This window comes from Enterobacter sp. 01-M-03-SI-ECC (genome assembly GCF_047530215.1).
GTDB classification, from domain to species: Bacteria; Pseudomonadota; Gammaproteobacteria; order Enterobacterales; family Enterobacteriaceae; genus Enterobacter; species Enterobacter chengduensis.
Genome location: NZ_JBLKDA010000009.1, coordinates 61236 through 77514 on the forward strand (window position 1 = coordinate 61236; position 16279 = coordinate 77514).

The window sequence follows — 16279 nt, forward strand, 5'->3', positions numbered from 1 at the left end:
CTGACTCTTAGAGATATTCCCTGAACACGCCCAATGCGGGGTGATACAACCATTTCTCTGTTTCCTCCTCCTGGGTAACTCTCAGTGTAACTTCGCCATACCGTCGCGACACCGCAGCCAGCTCCATCTGCTTCGTCCCGGCGAGCGTCTGTAATATCTCGGCATAATCGACTGCAACCCACGGCTCTACGCCGTCAGCCATGAACAACGCCTGTTCGCAAAACCGTCCCGCGGGTTTCAACCTGCCGTCTTCCTGCATCAGGCAAAACTCAGGTTCATCGTCTTCCTCTTCCATGCGCAAAAAGAACGTTTCCTGCGGTGAAGCACGGCGAAAAGGCGTCCGCAGCTGAAGCTCACCATTCCACGTCAGCGGTAGCCGCCACCAGGACGCCGCCACCGCATCTGATTTTTTGCCATCGCCCAGCAGCGCGGCGCGCAAACGCTCATGCTCCAGCGCCGCCAGCGCGTTGCCGGGCAGATTTTCAACGATGCGCGGGACCGCATTCAGCGTGCGGTAGCCTTCTTCAGTAAGAAGCTCGTGAAGGTCGTGATGGGCCAGCGGATGCTGCTCGGTCTCAAAACCGGGTCGGCAGTAGGCGATCTTTTCTCCGCGAAGCGCGCGCACGTTGCGCTGGAGAATCACCAGGTTTTCGCGCTCAGGAACGATCTGACGGTGGCGCTGAATACGTCCCGCAAACTGAATAAGCGAACGCTTGGAGCTCGGCTCGATAATCCCCCAGTCGGCATCAAAATCGCGCCCGACTTCAAGAACTGAGGTTCCAAGCACGACAAAGAGGTGGTGCTGTTCCGATGAGGTCAGCGCCTGCTTGATTTCAGGCAGCTGCCAGACCCGCTCCGGCTCGTGCCGCGTGAACGCGGCATCGAGTCGCTTTTCAATTGCCGCGCGCACCGCCAGCGGGTGCTGGCTGTGGTATATGCAATAGTGAATGCGGTAATTGTCCGGAGAAGGGAGTGCCATTAACGCCTGCGCGACGGCAACCAGCGGGTTGATGTTCGCCATCCGCACCAGCCCAAACGACACGGTTTTGCCGCTTTTATGGGTACTGTGATGATCGCCGTGCAGCGCGATCATTTGCTGGTGCAGCGTCTGCGCCAGGGTAGAGACAACATCGCCGGTGCGGGAAGAGTGCGGTACTACGGCGGCCAGCTTACCCAGACGAAGCCGCGGCTGGTCCGGCAGACGTTTAATTCGCTGCCTGACAAAATCGCCATGCGCATGACGAAACTGAGCATCGTCGGCCACATCCTGCGACTGCGCGCCATACTCATCAAACCAGGCGCAGCAGATGCTCGTCGGTCTGTCCGACTGACCGCTCGCGGCCTGCCAGGCTTTACGCCCTTCCCGGTAGGCTTCGAACAGCGCTTCCGTTAATGCCGGGGGCAGCGTGGCGGAGGAGAGAAGCACGCGGGAGCCGAGCATGCCCGCCCAGTTCACCAGCCGACAAAGTGCGTGCAAATCATCAACGTCAAAATCATCAGGCTCATCAAGCACCAGATCGCTGGTCAGCAGGCGCAGCATGGCCGGGATCTGCCTGCCGCCGCGCACGCCTTCCGTTGCAGGCATCAGGTGATCGATGGTTGTTACCAGCACCGGGGCGCTGACCAGGCGATTAAGCGCCGGTTCTTTCGCCAGCCACTGCTGCGCGATACCGCTGCTGGTCGCCCCTTCGTAATGTACGTAGTGATGGCTGGCGAAGAACGCTTCGTCGCTGGCGCTGCGGGTATCTTCCGCCTCGTTATCCTGATACAACTCCTTTACTGCTGCGGCGCCGGTCACCACGGCCAGCGTGTCGTCATCCAGCCCAAGGCGCGACTGCAAAGCCTGACCCGTTTGCAGCGTCAGCGTGCGCAACCCCAGCGCCACGCTAAAACGGCACCCAGCCTGTTCATCGGAAAGAGCGTACATGATTCGGGCATTCGCAAAGGTTTTCCCGCATCCGGTCGAGGCCATATTGATGCCGAAGAAGCCCTGCTCTGCACTCTTCTCGCGCAGGGAGGACGCCACGTCCCACGCCCTGTTTTGCCAGTGAAAACGCGGATCTTTCGCTCTTTCCCGGAACGTCCTGTGTCTTGCGATGGAAGGCAATGAACGGCGCAGTGCGGGAAGAGAACGCCCCATCAACAGGGCGAGATGCGCAACGCCGATATTGTGTTCATCGAGCTTTTGCCTGAGCTGCCCGGACTGGCGGTCGCTGTTGGCCCAGCACGGAACGGCATCATCCTGCCACCCGGCATACGCGGGTTGAGAGGAGTAAACGTGGTCGGCCAGCATCAGCGACAGGCGGGCAAGATGGAGAGTAAAGAGATTATCCAGCGATCCCGCGTGAAGCAGTGCGGGCAGGTTCCGGATGCGCTTACCAATCTGCCGGGCCTTCTCGCGCCACGTTTTACTTTTTAGCGGCGTACCATCGGGGAATTTCCAGACATTTTTAAAATCACGCGCTTTCCACGGATGTTTTTCGGTGGATTTATGATTAAGCGAGTTCCATTCCGGGTTCAGCTGTTTCTCAAACCAGCCTTCGCAATACTCCAGTTGAGGGCGCGTCGTATGCGACTGCGGTAAGCGGTGATGCGACAGCATCAGCCATACCACTACCTTAGCCAGAGGCGGGAGTTTTCCCAACAGGCTGCCGGTCTTGTCTGTATCCATCTTCAGCGCGTTCAGCATGGCATTTTGGTCAGCGGCTTTAAGCTGCGTCAACGATGCCAGCCACTGCTCATCGGTTTGCTCCCCCACAAAGGCCTCAAACAGACGAACCGAGATCCATTCATGACGATACGGCTGACAGACGTGCTTACTTTCCCCTTTAAGCGTCTGCTGGAAGCACATCCCCGCTTTACCAAAATCATGAAACAGCCCGGCGATCGCCGCCAGCAGGGCGATGTTTTCCGCACTTTGCCAGCGCTGTTCGCCGTCGTTGCGGATAATTTGCAGGCTCGTGCGATTGGTTGGCACGCGCCCTTGCGCGTTGAAGCGCCGCAAATTCCCGACTATCCACAGCAGCTCGGTTTGTCCGTTTCTTTTCAGCCAGTGGCAGGCCACCGCGGTGTTACGACGTGCCGTTTTGCGCAGCAGCTTGCGCAGGGTAGTGACGCCTTCCATCGTTATCGTCGTCTGCCATGCCGCGTCACCCGTACGCTCAGCAAACTGATCGATAATCTGGCAGCTTTGCTCGCGCGCGCGTTTGGTACAGCGAGAGATAATCAGCACATTCATTTTGCGACGCCCGCCAGCGCGTGCGAGGTTTCCTGCAGGGTGGCGATCATCACATCCAGCGCGTCAGCCTGTTGAAACGCGTTGATGCAGCGCTGACGAAACTGTTGATTATCCTCACCCTCCATCGCCGCCATAAATGCCTGCGGCATAACGAGGGCATCTTTGATGAGATCTGCAATATCAAAAACCAGCCCGCCGCGTCGGGTTTTACCGTGCATGACGGCCAGACCATGAGGAATGCCCGTCACCCAGGCCGCGACAGCCGCCAGCCCGTAGGCCAGATAATTGCCCTGGTCGAGAAAACGGTTTGCCATATCTGCCCCGCCGCCGCGTTTGGCACGGGTAAAGCTGCCGTAACCCACCGTCTGGCTGACCAGTTTATAGAGCGATTTGGTAAGCTGCGCTTCCTGAAGCATCAGCGACGTGTGATCCTTTGCGCTTTCCATGCCCGCTCTGGCACGATCCAGAACCGTATCCAGCGCGACCGTATCAGGCTGAAAAGGCGTTTCTCGGTTTATCCGCAGCCCTGCCCACTGTTTCTCAATTTGCTGTAAACGAATGAGCTGAAACTGCTTTGCCGCCTGCAGACGTTTTTCTTCATCAAACCAGAATGAGACCCAGTTTTGTAAATATGCAGTCGGACGGTATTCGCTTTGCGGGCTGAGCCATGAGACGTCAATATCCACCTCGTTCGCGGAATAAAGCGGCGTGCCGTCCGTTCCGCAAAAACCAACCATTACCCCTGCCCGCGCAAACTCGCGCATTGCCATTTGCGTAACGGATGTTCCCATTCCCAGCATCACCGCAGTCGTATTCGCGATGGGAATATTCCAGTAAAACGATTCTTTCCCTTCCTGAGTCACATATTCAACACGTCCACCATTCACCTGAATACGACATTTCTCCAGGTAATAAATATTGGCGCGCTTTGAATGCAGGATGGTTTTTAAGTCTGTAGGAGTGATGCTGTTTACGGGCATGGCAAGGGCTTTTATTTCAGGGTGTTGAATGCGAAGTATGTTAGCGAATAACGGATAAAAACAAATGTGACGGGTATCAAATGAATAATAATCACCATGAGAATACGATGAAAAATCAGGTTCTTAGCTGAAGTATTATTTTTGCGAATAATATATTCGTTAGAATATAATTTGTTTGTGAATGAGTTTTTTATTTTTTATGAAAAATAGAGAGTGCGGGTTTGATAGGATGAGGTATTAAATTGGGTTGGTGAATATTTTAAAGTGGGTTGGTTTGAGAAGGATGGTGTGGGGCAGTGAACGTCGGAGTGCCGCGCGTTTTCTAAGCTGCCTGTACGGCAGTGAACATCTCTCGTTTTGAGACCCTGGCACCGCGCCGTTTCTAAGCTGCCTGTACGGCAGTGAACAATGTTGCCCTTTAAAAAAAGCCCCTCACGCGTTTCTAAGCTGCCTGTACGGCAGTGAACATAGGGTAATTTCATCTCATCATACTATACTAGTTTCTAAGCTGCCTGTACGGCAGTGAACATGCATTGCTTCTGCTGCGCGATTAACGGCACCTTTCTAAGCTGCCTGTACGGCAGTGAACTTACCAGATTATGCAAAACCCTCAGCGGGACTTTTCTAAGCTGCCTGTACGGCAGTGAACAAGCCCTCGGAAGCGCCTGACGATACTGACGATTTCTAAGCTGCCTGTACGGCAGTGAACCCTTTATCTATATCAACAAGCACTGCTTTAATTTTCTAAGCTGCCTGTACGGCAGTGAACCAGTTCGCCGGTCGATTCGTTCTGTTCTTTCATTTCTAAGCTGCCTGTACGGCAGTGAACTGGAAAGAAACCACGCCATCTTATTGTTAGCAAACAAAATAATCAACTTATACGCATAAAACCCTTTTTTCTGGCACGTAAATCCGCACCAAACAAATCAATACGTTACGTATACATCAAAAAAAAGGGTCACGCCAACGGCGTCAGAGAAATGCCCCCGACGCCTGGGCCCGAACTCAGGAAATAATGTGAATTACCGGTTCTGCATTTCGAGGCGCAACAACGTCTGCGGCCATAGAATGCGTAATGTCATGAAGCAGCCCCGTGATGTGCGGCAACATATCGCCGTCAAAATTCGCCACCATCAGCACATGATTTAACGCCCGGCAGTAGTCGCATTTCGTTTCGGTATCTTCCAGCAGCCACTCTTTTCGTCGCGGTTGTTCCGCTTCATCCTCAAATTCCACCACCTGAAAATCACACATGGATTCTGTAAGGCCGGATTTTACTTCTTCCAGGTAAGCTCCAAGGCAACGGCATACGGGCTGCGTTTGGGGAAGTGATTTGCAGTCGAGGAGGATTTCGGCGAGCAGCGTGCAGCGCTGAGCAAGGGTTGGGAGATCGGGGTTGAGGGAGAGTTCTGTGTAGTAATGAGCGAGATTGTTTTCTGTATTCATTGGGTAATTCCTTCACACACTTTGAATTTACCACCGCAGGAAACGCCAATTTGCTGGCGGCGGACGAAAAGGAATTGGCGTACCAGCGTGTGTGCTACTGGCGCTTCAAAAGAAGCTTCCGATTCGCCCGCCAGATGCAGAATTATACCCTTTTCCTTAGGGCGAACGAAGCCTGCAGCATTACTGCTGCTCACACACTTTCAGGACGCCAATCCCGACACCTGATTTTGCAGGTGCGCCGCCATTTTATTACTGTGGATCCATCCAGCAACTGTCTTCGAAAGAAACTGGAAAGCGCCTCGCAAAATTCCTCTGCGGCCTGATGCCCTCACCCCGGCCCTCTCCCACGGTGAGAGGGAGAAAAACGGGCACAAAAAAGCCGGGTTAAAAACCCGGCTTTTATACTAAAAAGACTTAATGTGCCGCTTCCGGCTTGTGCTTCGCCGCACTCTGGAAATCGTACGTTAGCTCGTTCTTCGCCTGGTCCAGCGCCACGGTCACCTGGCCGCCGTCCACCAGCGAGCCAAACAGCAGCTCGTTCGCCAGCGGTTTCTTCAGGTTATCCTGAATCACACGCGCCATCGGACGGGCCCCCATCGCACGGTCGTAGCCTTTCTCGGCCAGCCAGTTGCGGGCCTCCTGGCTCACTTCCAGCGATACGCCTTTCTGATCCAGCTGAACCTGCAGCTCGACGATGAACTTATCCACCACCTGATGGATCACCTCGGTTGACAGGTGATCGAACCAGATAATGTTGTCCAGACGGTTGCGGAACTCCGGCGTGAAGATCTTCTTGATCTCCTCCATCGCATCGGTGCTGTTATCCTGGTGGATCAGGCCGATGGATTTACGCTCGGTTTCACGCACACCGGCGTTGGTGGTCATCACCAGCACCACGTTGCGGAAGTCCGCCTTGCGCCCGTTGTTGTCGGTCAGCGTCCCGTTGTCCATCACCTGCAGCAGGATGTTGAACACGTCCGGGTGCGCTTTCTCGATTTCATCGAGCAGCAGGACCGCGTGCGGATGCTTGATCACCGCGTCGGTGAGCAGGCCGCCCTGGTCAAAGCCGACGTAGCCCGGAGGCGCACCAATCAAACGGCTGACGGTGTGACGCTCCATATACTCGGACATATCAAAGCGCAGCAGCTCAATGCCGAGCGCTTTAGAGAGCTGTACCGTCACCTCGGTTTTCCCCACGCCGGTCGGACCGGCGAACAGGAAGGAACCGACAGGCTTGTGGTCATGCCCCAGTCCGGCACGGGCCATCTTGATCGCTTCGGTTAAGGCCTCAATGGCTTTATCCTGACCAAAGACCAGCATTTTCAGGCGATTGCCGAGGGTGCGCAGCGTGTCGCGGTCGCTCTGAGAAACGCTCTTCTCAGGGATACGCGCGATGCGGGCCACCACGGACTCAATATCCGCCACGTTAACGGTTTTCTTACGCTTGCTGGCCGGCATCAGGCGCGCACGCGCCCCCGCCTCATCAATGACGTCAATGGCCTTATCCGGCAGATGACGGTCGTTGATGTATTTCACCGCCAGCTCCACCGCCGCACGGACCGCTTTCGCGGTGTAACGCACGTCGTGGTGCGCTTCGTACTTCGGCTTCAGGCCGTTGATGATCTGCACCGTTTCCTCGACGGACGGTTCGGTCACGTCGATTTTCTGGAAGCGGCGCGCCAGCGCGCGGTCTTTCTCAAAGATGTTGCTGAACTCCTGGTAGGTGGTGGAGCCAATCACGCGGATCTTGCCGCTGGAGAGCAGCGGTTTGATCAGGTTAGCCGCATCCACCTGGCCGCCGGAGGCCGCACCTGCACCGATGATGGTGTGGATCTCATCGATAAACAGGATGCTGTTGGTGTCCTGCTCCAGCTGTTTTAACAGCGCCTTGAAGCGTTTTTCAAAATCACCGCGGTATTTGGTGCCCGCCAGCAGCGAGCCGATGTCCAGCGAGTAGATGGTGCAATCGGCAATCACTTCCGGCACGTCGCCCTGCACAATGCGCCAGGCAAGCCCTTCGGCAATCGCGGTTTTACCCACGCCAGATTCCCCCACCAGCAGCGGGTTGTTCTTGCGGCGACGGCACAGCACCTGAATCGCGCGTTCCAGCTCTTTATCGCGACCAATCAGCGGGTCGATACCGCCAACGCGAGCAAGCTGGTTAAGGTTGGTGGTGAAGTTTTCCATACGATCCTCCCCGCCTGCTTGCTCTTCATTGTTATTGACCTGGTTGCTGGAATCCGATGCCTGGTTAGGCTCGTCTTTACGCGTTCCGTGAGAAATAAAGTTCACCACGTCGAGGCGGCTGACTTCGTGTTTGCGCAGCAGATAGGCAGCCTGCGACTCCTGCTCGCTGAAGATGGCGACTAAGACGTTTGCGCCAGTCACTTCGCTACGTCCGGAAGACTGGACGTGGAATACCGCGCGCTGCAGCACCCGCTGGAAGCTGAGCGTCGGCTGCGTGTCGCGCTCTTCTTCACTGGCTGGCAGCACCGGTGTGGTTTGTTCGATGAAGGCTTCGAGTTCCTGACGTAGCGCCACCAGATCCACGGAGCAGGCTTCCAGCGCTTCGCGGGCAGATGGGTTGCTAAGCAGTGCGAGCAGTAAATGCTCGACGGTCATAAACTCATGTCGGTGCTCACGCGCTCTGGCGAAAGCCATGTTTAAACTGAGTTCCAGTTCTTGATTGAGCATAGGCACCTCCCCCAATTTTATGCCTTATCAGGCCTTTTCCAGCGTACACAGCAACGGATGCTCGTTCTCCCTCGCATAGTCGTTCACCATCGCCACTTTGGTTTCCGCCACTTCTGCCGTAAAAATGCCGCAGATGGCTTTGCCTCGATAATGAACGGTAAGCATCAGTTGCGTTGCACGTTCTACATCATAAGAAAAGAACTTTTGTAGCACGTCAATAACAAATTCCATCGGCGTGTAATCATCGTTCATTAACATAACTTTATACATAGATGGCGGTTTTAGCGCGTCGCGCACTTTGTCTTCCGCCAGCTGGTCAAAATCCAGCCAATCGTTGGTCTTACCCATGATGCATAACCACTTTGAATCTACCTCAGATGTTAGATAACAATCATCTATTACTGTCATCCGCGATGTCTGTCACAAACTGTCGCAATAGCGTTAACTGCTTCAAACTTTGGTTGATTATTGTCCCAACTCCAGCGCCAAACGCTTGACGACGTCTTTCGTTTCTCTAAATTGTACAAGCGTGAGATGGCGAGGTTTTGAACAGCCCCCACTCCACCACCGGTTCATTCCATCTTAACTTATAAGATTTACGAAGGATGTCGAAGCATGGAAATGGGTACTGTTAAGTGGTTCAACAACGCCAAAGGGTTTGGCTTCATCTGCCCCGAAGGCGGCGGCGAGGATATCTTCGCTCACTATTCCACCATTCAGATGGATGGTTACAGAACGCTCAAAGCCGGGCAATCCGTCCGGTTCGATGTACACCAGGGTCCTAAAGGCAATCATGCAAGCCTTATCGTCCCCGTTGAAGCAGAGACGGTTGCCTAGCTCTCTGTTTTATTGTGTACATCCCGCCGTCAAAATGCCAGCCCGATCGGCTGGCATTTTTATTTTCACTGTTCTGCGCCACTTTGCCCGGCGGCGCTACGCTTGCACAGGCCTACGTCAAGTGTAGGCCGGGTAAGGCGAAGCCGTCACCCGGCAAAAGCTATTCCCGAGCCAGCGCGTCCACCGGATCCAGCCGCGCCGCGTTACGGGCGGGGAGCCAGCCGAACAAAATGCCGGTAAAGGTCGAACACAAAAACGCGGTAATAATGGCAACCGGCGAGAAGCCAATCTCCCAGCCGGGTAAAAAGAGCTGGAGCGCAAAGGCGATCATCATTGAGAGCGCAATGCCCATCGCCCCGCCGACCAGGCACACCAGCACCGCCTCAATCAAAAACTGCTGCAGCACGTCGCTGGCTCTGGCCCCGACCGCCATGCGGATGCCAATCTCCCGGGTACGTTCCGTGACCGACACCAGCATGATGTTCATCACCCCGATACCGCCGACGACCAGCGAAATCACCGCCACCAGCGTGAGGAACAGCTGAAGAGTACGTGTGGTCTTTTCCGCCGTTTTCAAGAGGCCGTCCATGTTCCAGGTGAAGAAATCTTTCTTCCCGTGGCGCAGGGTTAGCAGCCGCTCAAGCTGCTGCTCGGCCAGCGCGCTGTCGTAGCCCTCCTTCACGCGTACGGTGATGGAGTTGAGCCAGGACTGCCCCATAATCCGTCCGGAGATGGTGGTATAGGGCAGCCACACGCGCAGAATCTTGCTGCTGCCAAACATCGACTGCTTCTCCTCCGCCACTCCGATGACCGTGGCAGGCATATTGCCGACCAGGATCACTTCGCCCACCACGTTGGCCTTATTGGGGAAAAGCTGCCTGCGCGAGTTAGCGTCCAGCACCACCACCTGCGCCCTGCCCGCCAGCTGTTCGGCGTTGAAGGTGGCGCCTTCGCTGAAGGTCATGCCGTAGACGTTGAAATAGTCTCCGCTGACGCCGTTGGCGCTGGCGGCCACGTCAACATTGCCCACGCGCAGGCGCAGGTTCTGCGACACCGCCGGCGTGGCGGAGTTGACCCACGGCTGCTTCTGAATCGCCGCCAGATCGTCGTATTTCAGCGCCTGCTGATACTGCGGCTCGTCGTCGCCGAAGTCTTTACCGGGATAAACGTCAATCGTGTTAGTGCCGATGGCGCGGATATCGGCCAGCACCAGCTGCTTCGCCGCGTCGCCCACCACCACGATCGACACCACCGAGGCGATACCGATAATGATGCCGAGCATCGTCAGCAGGGTGCGCATTTTATTGGCCGCCATCGCCAGCCAGGCCATGGTCAGCGCCTCACGAAAGCCGCTGGAAAATTGTCCCCAGCCGGTTGCCGCCGGTAGCGCTTCTTTCGGCGCCGCCGTGCTGGACGCCCGCGGCGGCGGGTTGCTCACCAGCTCGCCGTCGTGGATCTCAATAACGCGTTCCGCCTGCGCCGCCACCTGCGGATCGTGGGTAACGATAATGACCGTGTGCCCCCGATCGCGCAGCTGGTGGAGGATCGCCATCACCTCTTCGCCGGAATGGCTGTCAAGCGCGCCGGTCGGTTCATCCGCGAGGATCACCTGTCCGCCGTTCATCAGGGCGCGGGCGATACTCACGCGCTGCTGCTGGCCGCCGGAAAGCTGCGAGGGCTGGTACTCTACCCGCTCCGCCAGCCCCAGGCGCGTCAGCAGCATCTGCGCACGCTCAAGACGTTTTTTCCGCTCGACGCCCGCATACACCGCCGGTACTTCAACGTTCTGGGCCGCACTAAGATGAGAAAGCAGGTGGTAGCGCTGGAAGATAAAGCCAAAATGTTCCCGGCGCAGCTTCGCCAGGGCGTCGCCGTCCAGCGTGGAGACATCCGTTCCGGCCACGCGATAGGTGCCGCTGGTCGGTTTATCCAGACAGCCGAGAATATTCATCAGCGTCGATTTACCGGAGCCCGACGCCCCGACAATCGCCACCATCTCGCCCGCCTCCACGCGCAGGGAGATGCCCTTCAGCACCTCCACCGGGCCATCGCCGGACGGATAGCTGCGGCGAATGTCATTCAGCTCAAGCAGCGCCGTCATTTGGCGGCTCCGGGCAGGCTTTCGCTGACAACAACCTCCTCGCCCTCTTCCAGCCCTTTGACCACCACCACGTCGGTGTCGTTGCGCGCGCCAATCACCACCTCACGCTCGCGCGTTTCGCCGTTGCGCAGCACCTTCACTTTGTAGCGGCTCTCCCCGGCGGATTCACCCAGCGCCGAGAGCGGAATGGTCAGCACGTTCTTCACGCCGGTCAGCTGGATATGCACCTGCGCGGTCATGTCCAGACGCAGCACGCCCTTCGGGTTGGGCACCTCAAAGCGGGCATAGTAGAAGATGGCGTCGTTCACTTTTTCCGGCGTCGGCAGAATGTCTTTCAGCACGCCTTCGTAGCGGGTCTGCGGGTCGCCCAGCACCGTAAACCAGGCGTTCTGCCCCGGCTTAAGGTGGATGACATCCGCTTCTGAGACCTGGGCCTTCACCAGCATGGTGCTCATGTCTGCCAGGGTCAAAATATTCGGCGCCTGCTGGGCGGCAATCACCGTCTGGCCCTGCAGGGTGGTGATCTGGGTGACCTCTCCGGCCATCGGCGCGACGATTTGGGTGTAGTCGAGGTTGGTTTTCGCCGTGTCCAGCGAGGCCTGGTTGCGTTTGATCTGCGCGTCAATCGTGCCAATCTGCGCCTGTTTTACCGCCAGTTCCGTGGTGGCCGTGTCTAAATCTTGCTTCGAGATAGCCTGGGTTTTGGCCAGCGCCTGCTGACGGGTCAGCGTCACCTGAGCCAGGTTACGCTCGGCCAGCGCCTGCGCACGCTGCGCGCGCAGCTCCATCAGCGTGGCTTCCACCTCGCGGATCTGGTTCTCAGCCTGTTCAGGATCGATCACGCCGAGCAGCTGGCCTTTTTTCACCTTGTCGCCAATCTCAACCGACAGCGTTTTCAGCTGACCGCTGACCTGCGCACCGACGTCAACCTTGCGCAGCGCGTCGAGCTTGCCCGTCGCGAGGACGTTTTGCTGCAGCTCGCCCGGGCGAACAATCAGCGTCTGATACTGCGGCACCGGCGCATTCAGCACCTGCCATAGCCAGTATCCACCGGCTAAAACCACAACCGCCAGCAGCAGAAACAGCGTTCTGCGTTTTCCCTTGAGGTTCATAAATATTCCAATTAAATGTTCTGGCAATGATAAAGGTTGATTCTAACTAAACGACTCTTCAACGAAACCCCTGTTCTCCGAAATCGCCCCAATTTGTTTACGAGACGTTGACATTTCCCCTGTTGAAATAGCGATATTCCACAAGGATCAGGATCTACCATGTCTTCTATCGTCGATACATCACTTTCAAACCTGCCGCAGCCAAAATCCGGCTGGCAGCTCTTCAAAAGCCTGGCTTTCGGTGAGATTGCGCCAGGGCTGGCATGGGAAAAAACCGCCTACCGACGCAAGTTCATGCTGCGCTCGCTGGCGACACCGCTCAGCACCGCTCGCCTGCTGTCTGCGCTGGCAAAGCATCCGCACCTGATGCAAATGCTCCAGGTTCAGCCGGGGCTGCCCTGCCGCCTGCATCGCCCGTGGTTGACCGTCAATATGGATCGACAGCGTACGCTGGAATCGCTGTCCTGGCACTATCAGGTCATGTCACGCCAGCTGCCGCCGACGCTGATAAATGGCTACCTCTCAAATTCGGGCGTGACGCTGCTGACCTTAACCGGAAAAGAGGAACAGCAATTTACCGTTCGCCTGTGCGCCGATGCGTTTATGGATAAAGAGGGAGAAGCGACCCTCGTTTTCTGTGACGGTCAAAACACCGCGCTGGCGGAGATGACCTTTACGCTATGCCCGTTTGAGGGAAAATCGACGCTGTTCATTGGCGGTTTACAGGGCGCAAAAGCGCACGTTCCCCACGAGCTGATCCAGGGAGCGACGAAAGCCTGCCATGGCCTGTTCCCGAAACGTCTGCTGGTCGAGGCCGCCATGACCCTCGGCGCCGCGTTCCCGGTAGAGCAGATTATCGCCGTCAGTAACGATACCCATATTTATCGCAGCTGGCGCTACCGCAAGAAAAAAGAGGGGAAACTGTTGGCCGATTACGACAGCTTCTGGCTCTCCCTCGGCGGTGAAAAGCAGGACAACGGTAACTTTACGCTGCCGCTCGTCATGCCGCGTAAACCGATGGAAGAGATCGCCAGCAAAAAACGCTCGGAATATCGCCGCCGCTACGAACTGCTGGATAGCCTGATTCAGCAGGTGAAACAGGCGACCCGGCGTTAATCGGCTCTCCCGCGCGCCAGCCACAGCACGCGGGAGAACATCTTCCTCAGCAGCGTGGGCACTGCCTCTACCCCCCGCCTTCCCGCTTCCGTCGCCACCTCAATGGCGAGATCCGGTTTTGACGAGCGATGAATGGCCTTGGCGATCACCCGCCGCATGTTCATCGGGACATCGACCGGCACCATCGCAACGCGGTGGAAGACGTCGTCGAACCCCTGACGATACATAAAGTGCTCCATGTCCATCGCGGGGAGCATGGTCAAATGGTCGCGCTCTTCTTCCCGCTCGTTATTCAGCAGGCTACGCACGGTCGAGGCATATTTTTTGCCCGCCTCATCACCGTCGACCAGGACGTGCCACTCGATCCCCATCCGGCGGGCGAATTTTATCAGCGGCTTTAATCCCGACTGGGCGAATTCAATCACCTTAATGCCTTCCGCATCAAAATGGTGGCCGCACTGGCGCGCCAGCTCGTTGATGACCCAGGTTTCCGTTTCCCCCTCCACCAGCAGCCAGCAGCGGGCAAAGAGCGACGAGGCGCGGTTAAAGCGGATATGAAAGGCGATGCGCCGCCCGTCTTCCGCGTTCAAACCGCCCGGCCCAAGCCGGAAAGCGGAGACGCGGGAGGATTCGCGCACCAGACGGCAGACGTGTTCTACCGGCGTCAGGGACAATAGCTCCCCGGAATTGGTGGTCGTAATACGCTGGAGCGGCAGCAGATTCAGCAGATGCCAGGCCACGGAGAGCATGATGGGATGCAGACGCGTTTCCGGGTCTTCCACCAGCAGCAGCGGCCGGGCGTCCCGGTCGAGACGGACGGTGCCTTTGGCCTGCAGAAGCGTTGAGAACAGCCCCAGCAGAATCACCCGATGGGTACGGCCGCCGGGCCGGTCAATCATCCGGTTAATGATATCGAGGTAGCGCCAGCTGCGCTGCTCGTCATGAGAGCGGCGGCGCATCAGACGATGGCGCGACTCGGACGTGCCCTGCTCGGAAAAATAGTGCTCCAGAAGCTGCACCATTGCGGACAGCCCCTGGCGGATTTGACCATCAGTCAGGTTCTGCGGGCGCGACACCAGCTCTCTTGCCAGAAAATCCAGCTCGCGAGCGGTCACTTCCACTTCCGGCATATTCGGGACGGTACCGTTACGAATACGCCGCATAAAGCGCGCGTCGCGCAGGCGTAACACGGGCGTCAGGCGGATCAGGTGGCGGGCGAGGTCGTCGATATTGTCCAGCGGGATCGGGTTGGCTTTCTCATCGAGGAAATCACGGAGGGTCAACACGCCCTCGTTTTCCGCCATTTCCCCCTCCAGCCGATAGAAAATCCGGTGGTGGCCGTCATCGCACGGCACCCAGCAGGGCGACAGCGGGCGGAAGCGGCGCACGCGGTGGCGGCCCGGTTCGGCTTCGCGAAACGTCAGGATGATGTGCAGGTGCTTCTCGCGCCCCGTCACGTCGCCCGGCGGGAACCAGAAATCCTCGCGGACGAAGTGATACAGATCGTCTTCGGGGGAAAGCAGCAACGTCAGCGCATCCAGCAGGCTGGACTTCCCCCACGCGTTCTCACCGATCAGGACGTTGTTCTGCTCAAGCTGCAGCGACAGGCGGTTAATACCGCGAAACCCGACAATTTCCACACGTTCGAGAAGCATAAATCCCCCGCGAAATGATCACTTTTTCCTTTAAGTTATCAGCAGTATAGCGGGAGGCGTTCTGTCACGACAGCACAACATTCACCCTTGCGGGAATTGGTCTATGCTCTATTTACCGCTGATTAGAACAAGGATTGACATCACATTGCCTTAAATCAAATTAATCGAATTTATTTAAGTGGCGAAGGGATGTTGTTGGTTTCTAAAATACGAGCTCTTTGAGTCGTCATCCCTTTATGGCGATATATGCCGCGCGCGGGAAGCGTGCGGAAAATTATTTTGAGGTGGTTATGTTTAGAAAATTAGCGGCGGAATGCTTTGGTACATTCTGGCTGGTATTTGGTGGCTGCGGTAGCGCCGTTCTGGCAGCAGCATTCCCGGAATTAGGCATTGGTTTTGTCGGCGTCGCGCTGGCATTTGGTTTAACCGTGTTAACCATGGCGTTTGCCGTGGGGCATATTTCCGGCGGTCATTTTAACCCGGCGGTAACGTTAGGCTTATGGGCGGGCGGCCGTTTCCCGGCTAAAGACGTGATTGGTTACATCGTGGCGCAGGTGGTTGGCGGTATTATTGCGGCCGGCGTTCTCTACGTGATTGCCAGCGGCAAAGCCGGCTTCGACGCGGCGGCCAGCGGCTTTGCCTCTAACGGCTTCGGCGAACATTCCCCGGGCGGTTACTCCATGCTGTCTGCCATCGTGATTGAAATTGTGCTGACTGCCGGCTTCCTGCTGGTGATCCACGGCGCAACGGACAAACACGCTCCGGCAGGCTTTGCCCCGATTGCGATTGGTCTGGCGCTGACCCTTATTCACCTGATTTCGATTCCGGTCACCAACACCTCCGTTAACCCGGCGCGCAGCACCGCCGTCGCCATCTTCCAGGGCGGCTGGGCGCTTGAGCAGCTGTGGCTGTTCTGGGTGATGCCGATAATCGGCGGTATCCTGGGCGGCGTGCTGTACCGCACTCTGCTGGAAAAACGCGATTAATTGCGCGCGGTATCGGGTAGCGCTAACGCTTACCCGACCTACGTGAACGTGCACCTTTAAGCCGGGTAAGGCGTAGCCGCCACCCGGCTTTCTTATGCCGCTTTACTGGACAGC

The 16279-nt window shown here is 56.9% G+C and carries 12 protein-coding genes and 1 CRISPR repeat array; of the genes, 3 read left to right on the forward strand and 9 right to left on the reverse strand.

The annotated features are described in order from the left end of the window. Nucleotides 1-7: 7 nt before the first annotated feature. The 6 genes from cas3f to clpS all read right to left on the reverse strand — a co-directional run bounded on the left by cas3f (nucleotide 8) and on the right by clpS (nucleotide 8706). Nucleotides 8-3238: a type I-F CRISPR-associated helicase Cas3f gene (gene cas3f, locus ACMWKK_RS10760; RefSeq protein ID WP_406542792.1), complete on the reverse strand. Its 3231-nt coding sequence runs from the start codon at nucleotides 3236-3238 to the stop codon at nucleotides 8-10. Beyond that, on the reverse strand, nucleotides 3235-4218 hold the full coding sequence (gene cas1f, locus ACMWKK_RS10765; protein WP_112781229.1) for a type I-F CRISPR-associated endonuclease Cas1f: 984 nt from the start codon (nucleotides 4216-4218) through the stop codon (nucleotides 3235-3237). The genes cas3f and cas1f overlap by 4 nt, the downstream gene beginning before the upstream one ends. Nucleotides 4219-4537: 319 nt before the next feature. After that, nucleotides 4538-5047: a CRISPR direct-repeat array (repeat unit 28 nt; unit sequence TTTCTAAGCTGCCTGTACGGCAGTGAAC). Nucleotides 5048-5223: 176 nt separating this feature from the next. Beyond that, the gene (locus ACMWKK_RS10770; RefSeq protein ID WP_112781230.1) at nucleotides 5224-5664 is read right to left on the reverse strand and encodes a hypothetical protein; all 441 of its coding nucleotides are present in this window, start codon (nucleotides 5662-5664) and stop codon (nucleotides 5224-5226) included. After that, nucleotides 5661-5858 carry a hypothetical protein gene (locus tag ACMWKK_RS10775; RefSeq protein ID WP_139156908.1) on the reverse strand — a complete coding sequence of 66 codons (198 nt, stop codon included), beginning with the start codon at nucleotides 5856-5858 and terminating at the stop codon, nucleotides 5661-5663. Before ACMWKK_RS10775 ends, ACMWKK_RS10770 begins: the two co-directional genes overlap by 4 nt. 220 nt (nucleotides 5859-6078) lie before the next feature. Next, nucleotides 6079-8358, reverse strand: a complete 2280-nt coding sequence (gene clpA, locus ACMWKK_RS10780) for an ATP-dependent Clp protease ATP-binding subunit ClpA (protein ID WP_008499992.1) — start codon at nucleotides 8356-8358, stop codon at nucleotides 6079-6081. Nucleotides 8359-8385: 27 nt separating this feature from the next. After that, nucleotides 8386-8706, reverse strand: coding sequence for an ATP-dependent Clp protease adapter ClpS (gene clpS, locus ACMWKK_RS10785; protein WP_006174393.1), 321 nt, complete (start codon nucleotides 8704-8706; stop codon nucleotides 8386-8388). A 267-nt stretch (nucleotides 8707-8973) separates the two neighbouring features. Here clpS and cspD point away from each other — a divergent pair, with 267 nt between their 5' ends. Next, on the forward strand, nucleotides 8974-9195 hold the full coding sequence (cspD, locus tag ACMWKK_RS10790; protein WP_006809408.1) for a cold shock-like protein CspD: 222 nt from the start codon (nucleotides 8974-8976) through the stop codon (nucleotides 9193-9195). A 160-nt stretch (nucleotides 9196-9355) separates the two neighbouring features. Here the strand turns inward: cspD and macB are convergent, their stop codons facing one another. Both macB and macA read right to left on the reverse strand, forming a co-directional pair. After that, nucleotides 9356-11296: a macrolide ABC transporter ATP-binding protein/permease MacB gene (macB, locus tag ACMWKK_RS10795; RefSeq protein WP_112781231.1), complete on the reverse strand. Its 1941-nt coding sequence runs from the start codon at nucleotides 11294-11296 to the stop codon at nucleotides 9356-9358. After that, nucleotides 11293-12408, reverse strand: coding sequence for a macrolide transporter subunit MacA (gene macA, locus ACMWKK_RS10800; RefSeq protein WP_112781232.1), 1116 nt, complete (start codon nucleotides 12406-12408; stop codon nucleotides 11293-11295). The genes macB and macA overlap by 4 nt, the downstream gene beginning before the upstream one ends. Nucleotides 12409-12567: 159 nt before the next feature. Here macA and ACMWKK_RS10805 point away from each other — a divergent pair, with 159 nt between their 5' ends. Then, nucleotides 12568-13524 (forward strand): VirK/YbjX family protein, encoded by a 957-nt coding sequence (locus tag ACMWKK_RS10805; protein ID WP_112781233.1) that lies wholly within the window; start codon nucleotides 12568-12570, stop codon nucleotides 13522-13524. Here the strand turns inward: ACMWKK_RS10805 and ACMWKK_RS10810 are convergent. Then, on the reverse strand, nucleotides 13521-15179 hold the full coding sequence (locus ACMWKK_RS10810) for an ATP-dependent endonuclease (RefSeq protein ID WP_161656374.1): 1659 nt from the start codon (nucleotides 15177-15179) through the stop codon (nucleotides 13521-13523). The two genes, ACMWKK_RS10805 and ACMWKK_RS10810, sit on opposite strands and share 4 nt — an antisense overlap. Nucleotides 15180-15469: 290 nt before the next feature. Here ACMWKK_RS10810 and aqpZ point away from each other — a divergent pair, with 290 nt between their 5' ends. Next, entirely contained in the window at nucleotides 15470-16165 is a 696-nt protein-coding gene (gene aqpZ / locus ACMWKK_RS10815; RefSeq protein WP_014883193.1) for an aquaporin Z, read from the forward strand. The last annotated feature ends 114 nt before the right edge of the window (nucleotides 16166-16279 follow it).

Excerpts from the sequence above, each read along its gene's own strand:
- cas3f (WP_406542792.1), bottom strand. The coding sequence starts at position 3,238 with ATGAATGTGCTGATTATCTCTCGCTGTACCAAACGCGCGCGCGAGCAA.
- cas1f (WP_112781229.1), bottom strand. The coding sequence starts at position 4,218 with ATGCCCGTAAACAGCATCACTCCTACAGACTTAAAAACCATCCTGCAT.
- ACMWKK_RS10770 (WP_112781230.1), bottom strand. The coding sequence starts at position 5,664 with ATGAATACAGAAAACAATCTCGCTCATTACTACACAGAACTCTCCCTC.
- clpA (WP_008499992.1), bottom strand. The coding sequence starts at position 8,358 with ATGCTCAATCAAGAACTGGAACTCAGTTTAAACATGGCTTTCGCCAGA.
- clpS (WP_006174393.1), bottom strand. The coding sequence starts at position 8,706 with ATGGGTAAGACCAACGATTGGCTGGATTTTGACCAGCTGGCGGAAGAC.
- cspD (WP_006809408.1), top strand. The coding sequence starts at position 8,974 with ATGGAAATGGGTACTGTTAAGTGGTTCAACAACGCCAAAGGGTTTGGC.
- macB (WP_112781231.1), bottom strand. The coding sequence starts at position 11,296 with ATGACGGCGCTGCTTGAGCTGAATGACATTCGCCGCAGCTATCCGTCC.
- macA (WP_112781232.1), bottom strand. The coding sequence starts at position 12,408 with ATGAACCTCAAGGGAAAACGCAGAACGCTGTTTCTGCTGCTGGCGGTT.
- ACMWKK_RS10805 (WP_112781233.1), top strand. The coding sequence starts at position 12,568 with ATGTCTTCTATCGTCGATACATCACTTTCAAACCTGCCGCAGCCAAAA.
- ACMWKK_RS10810 (WP_161656374.1), bottom strand. The coding sequence starts at position 15,179 with ATGCTTCTCGAACGTGTGGAAATTGTCGGGTTTCGCGGTATTAACCGC.
- aqpZ (WP_014883193.1), top strand. The coding sequence starts at position 15,470 with ATGTTTAGAAAATTAGCGGCGGAATGCTTTGGTACATTCTGGCTGGTA.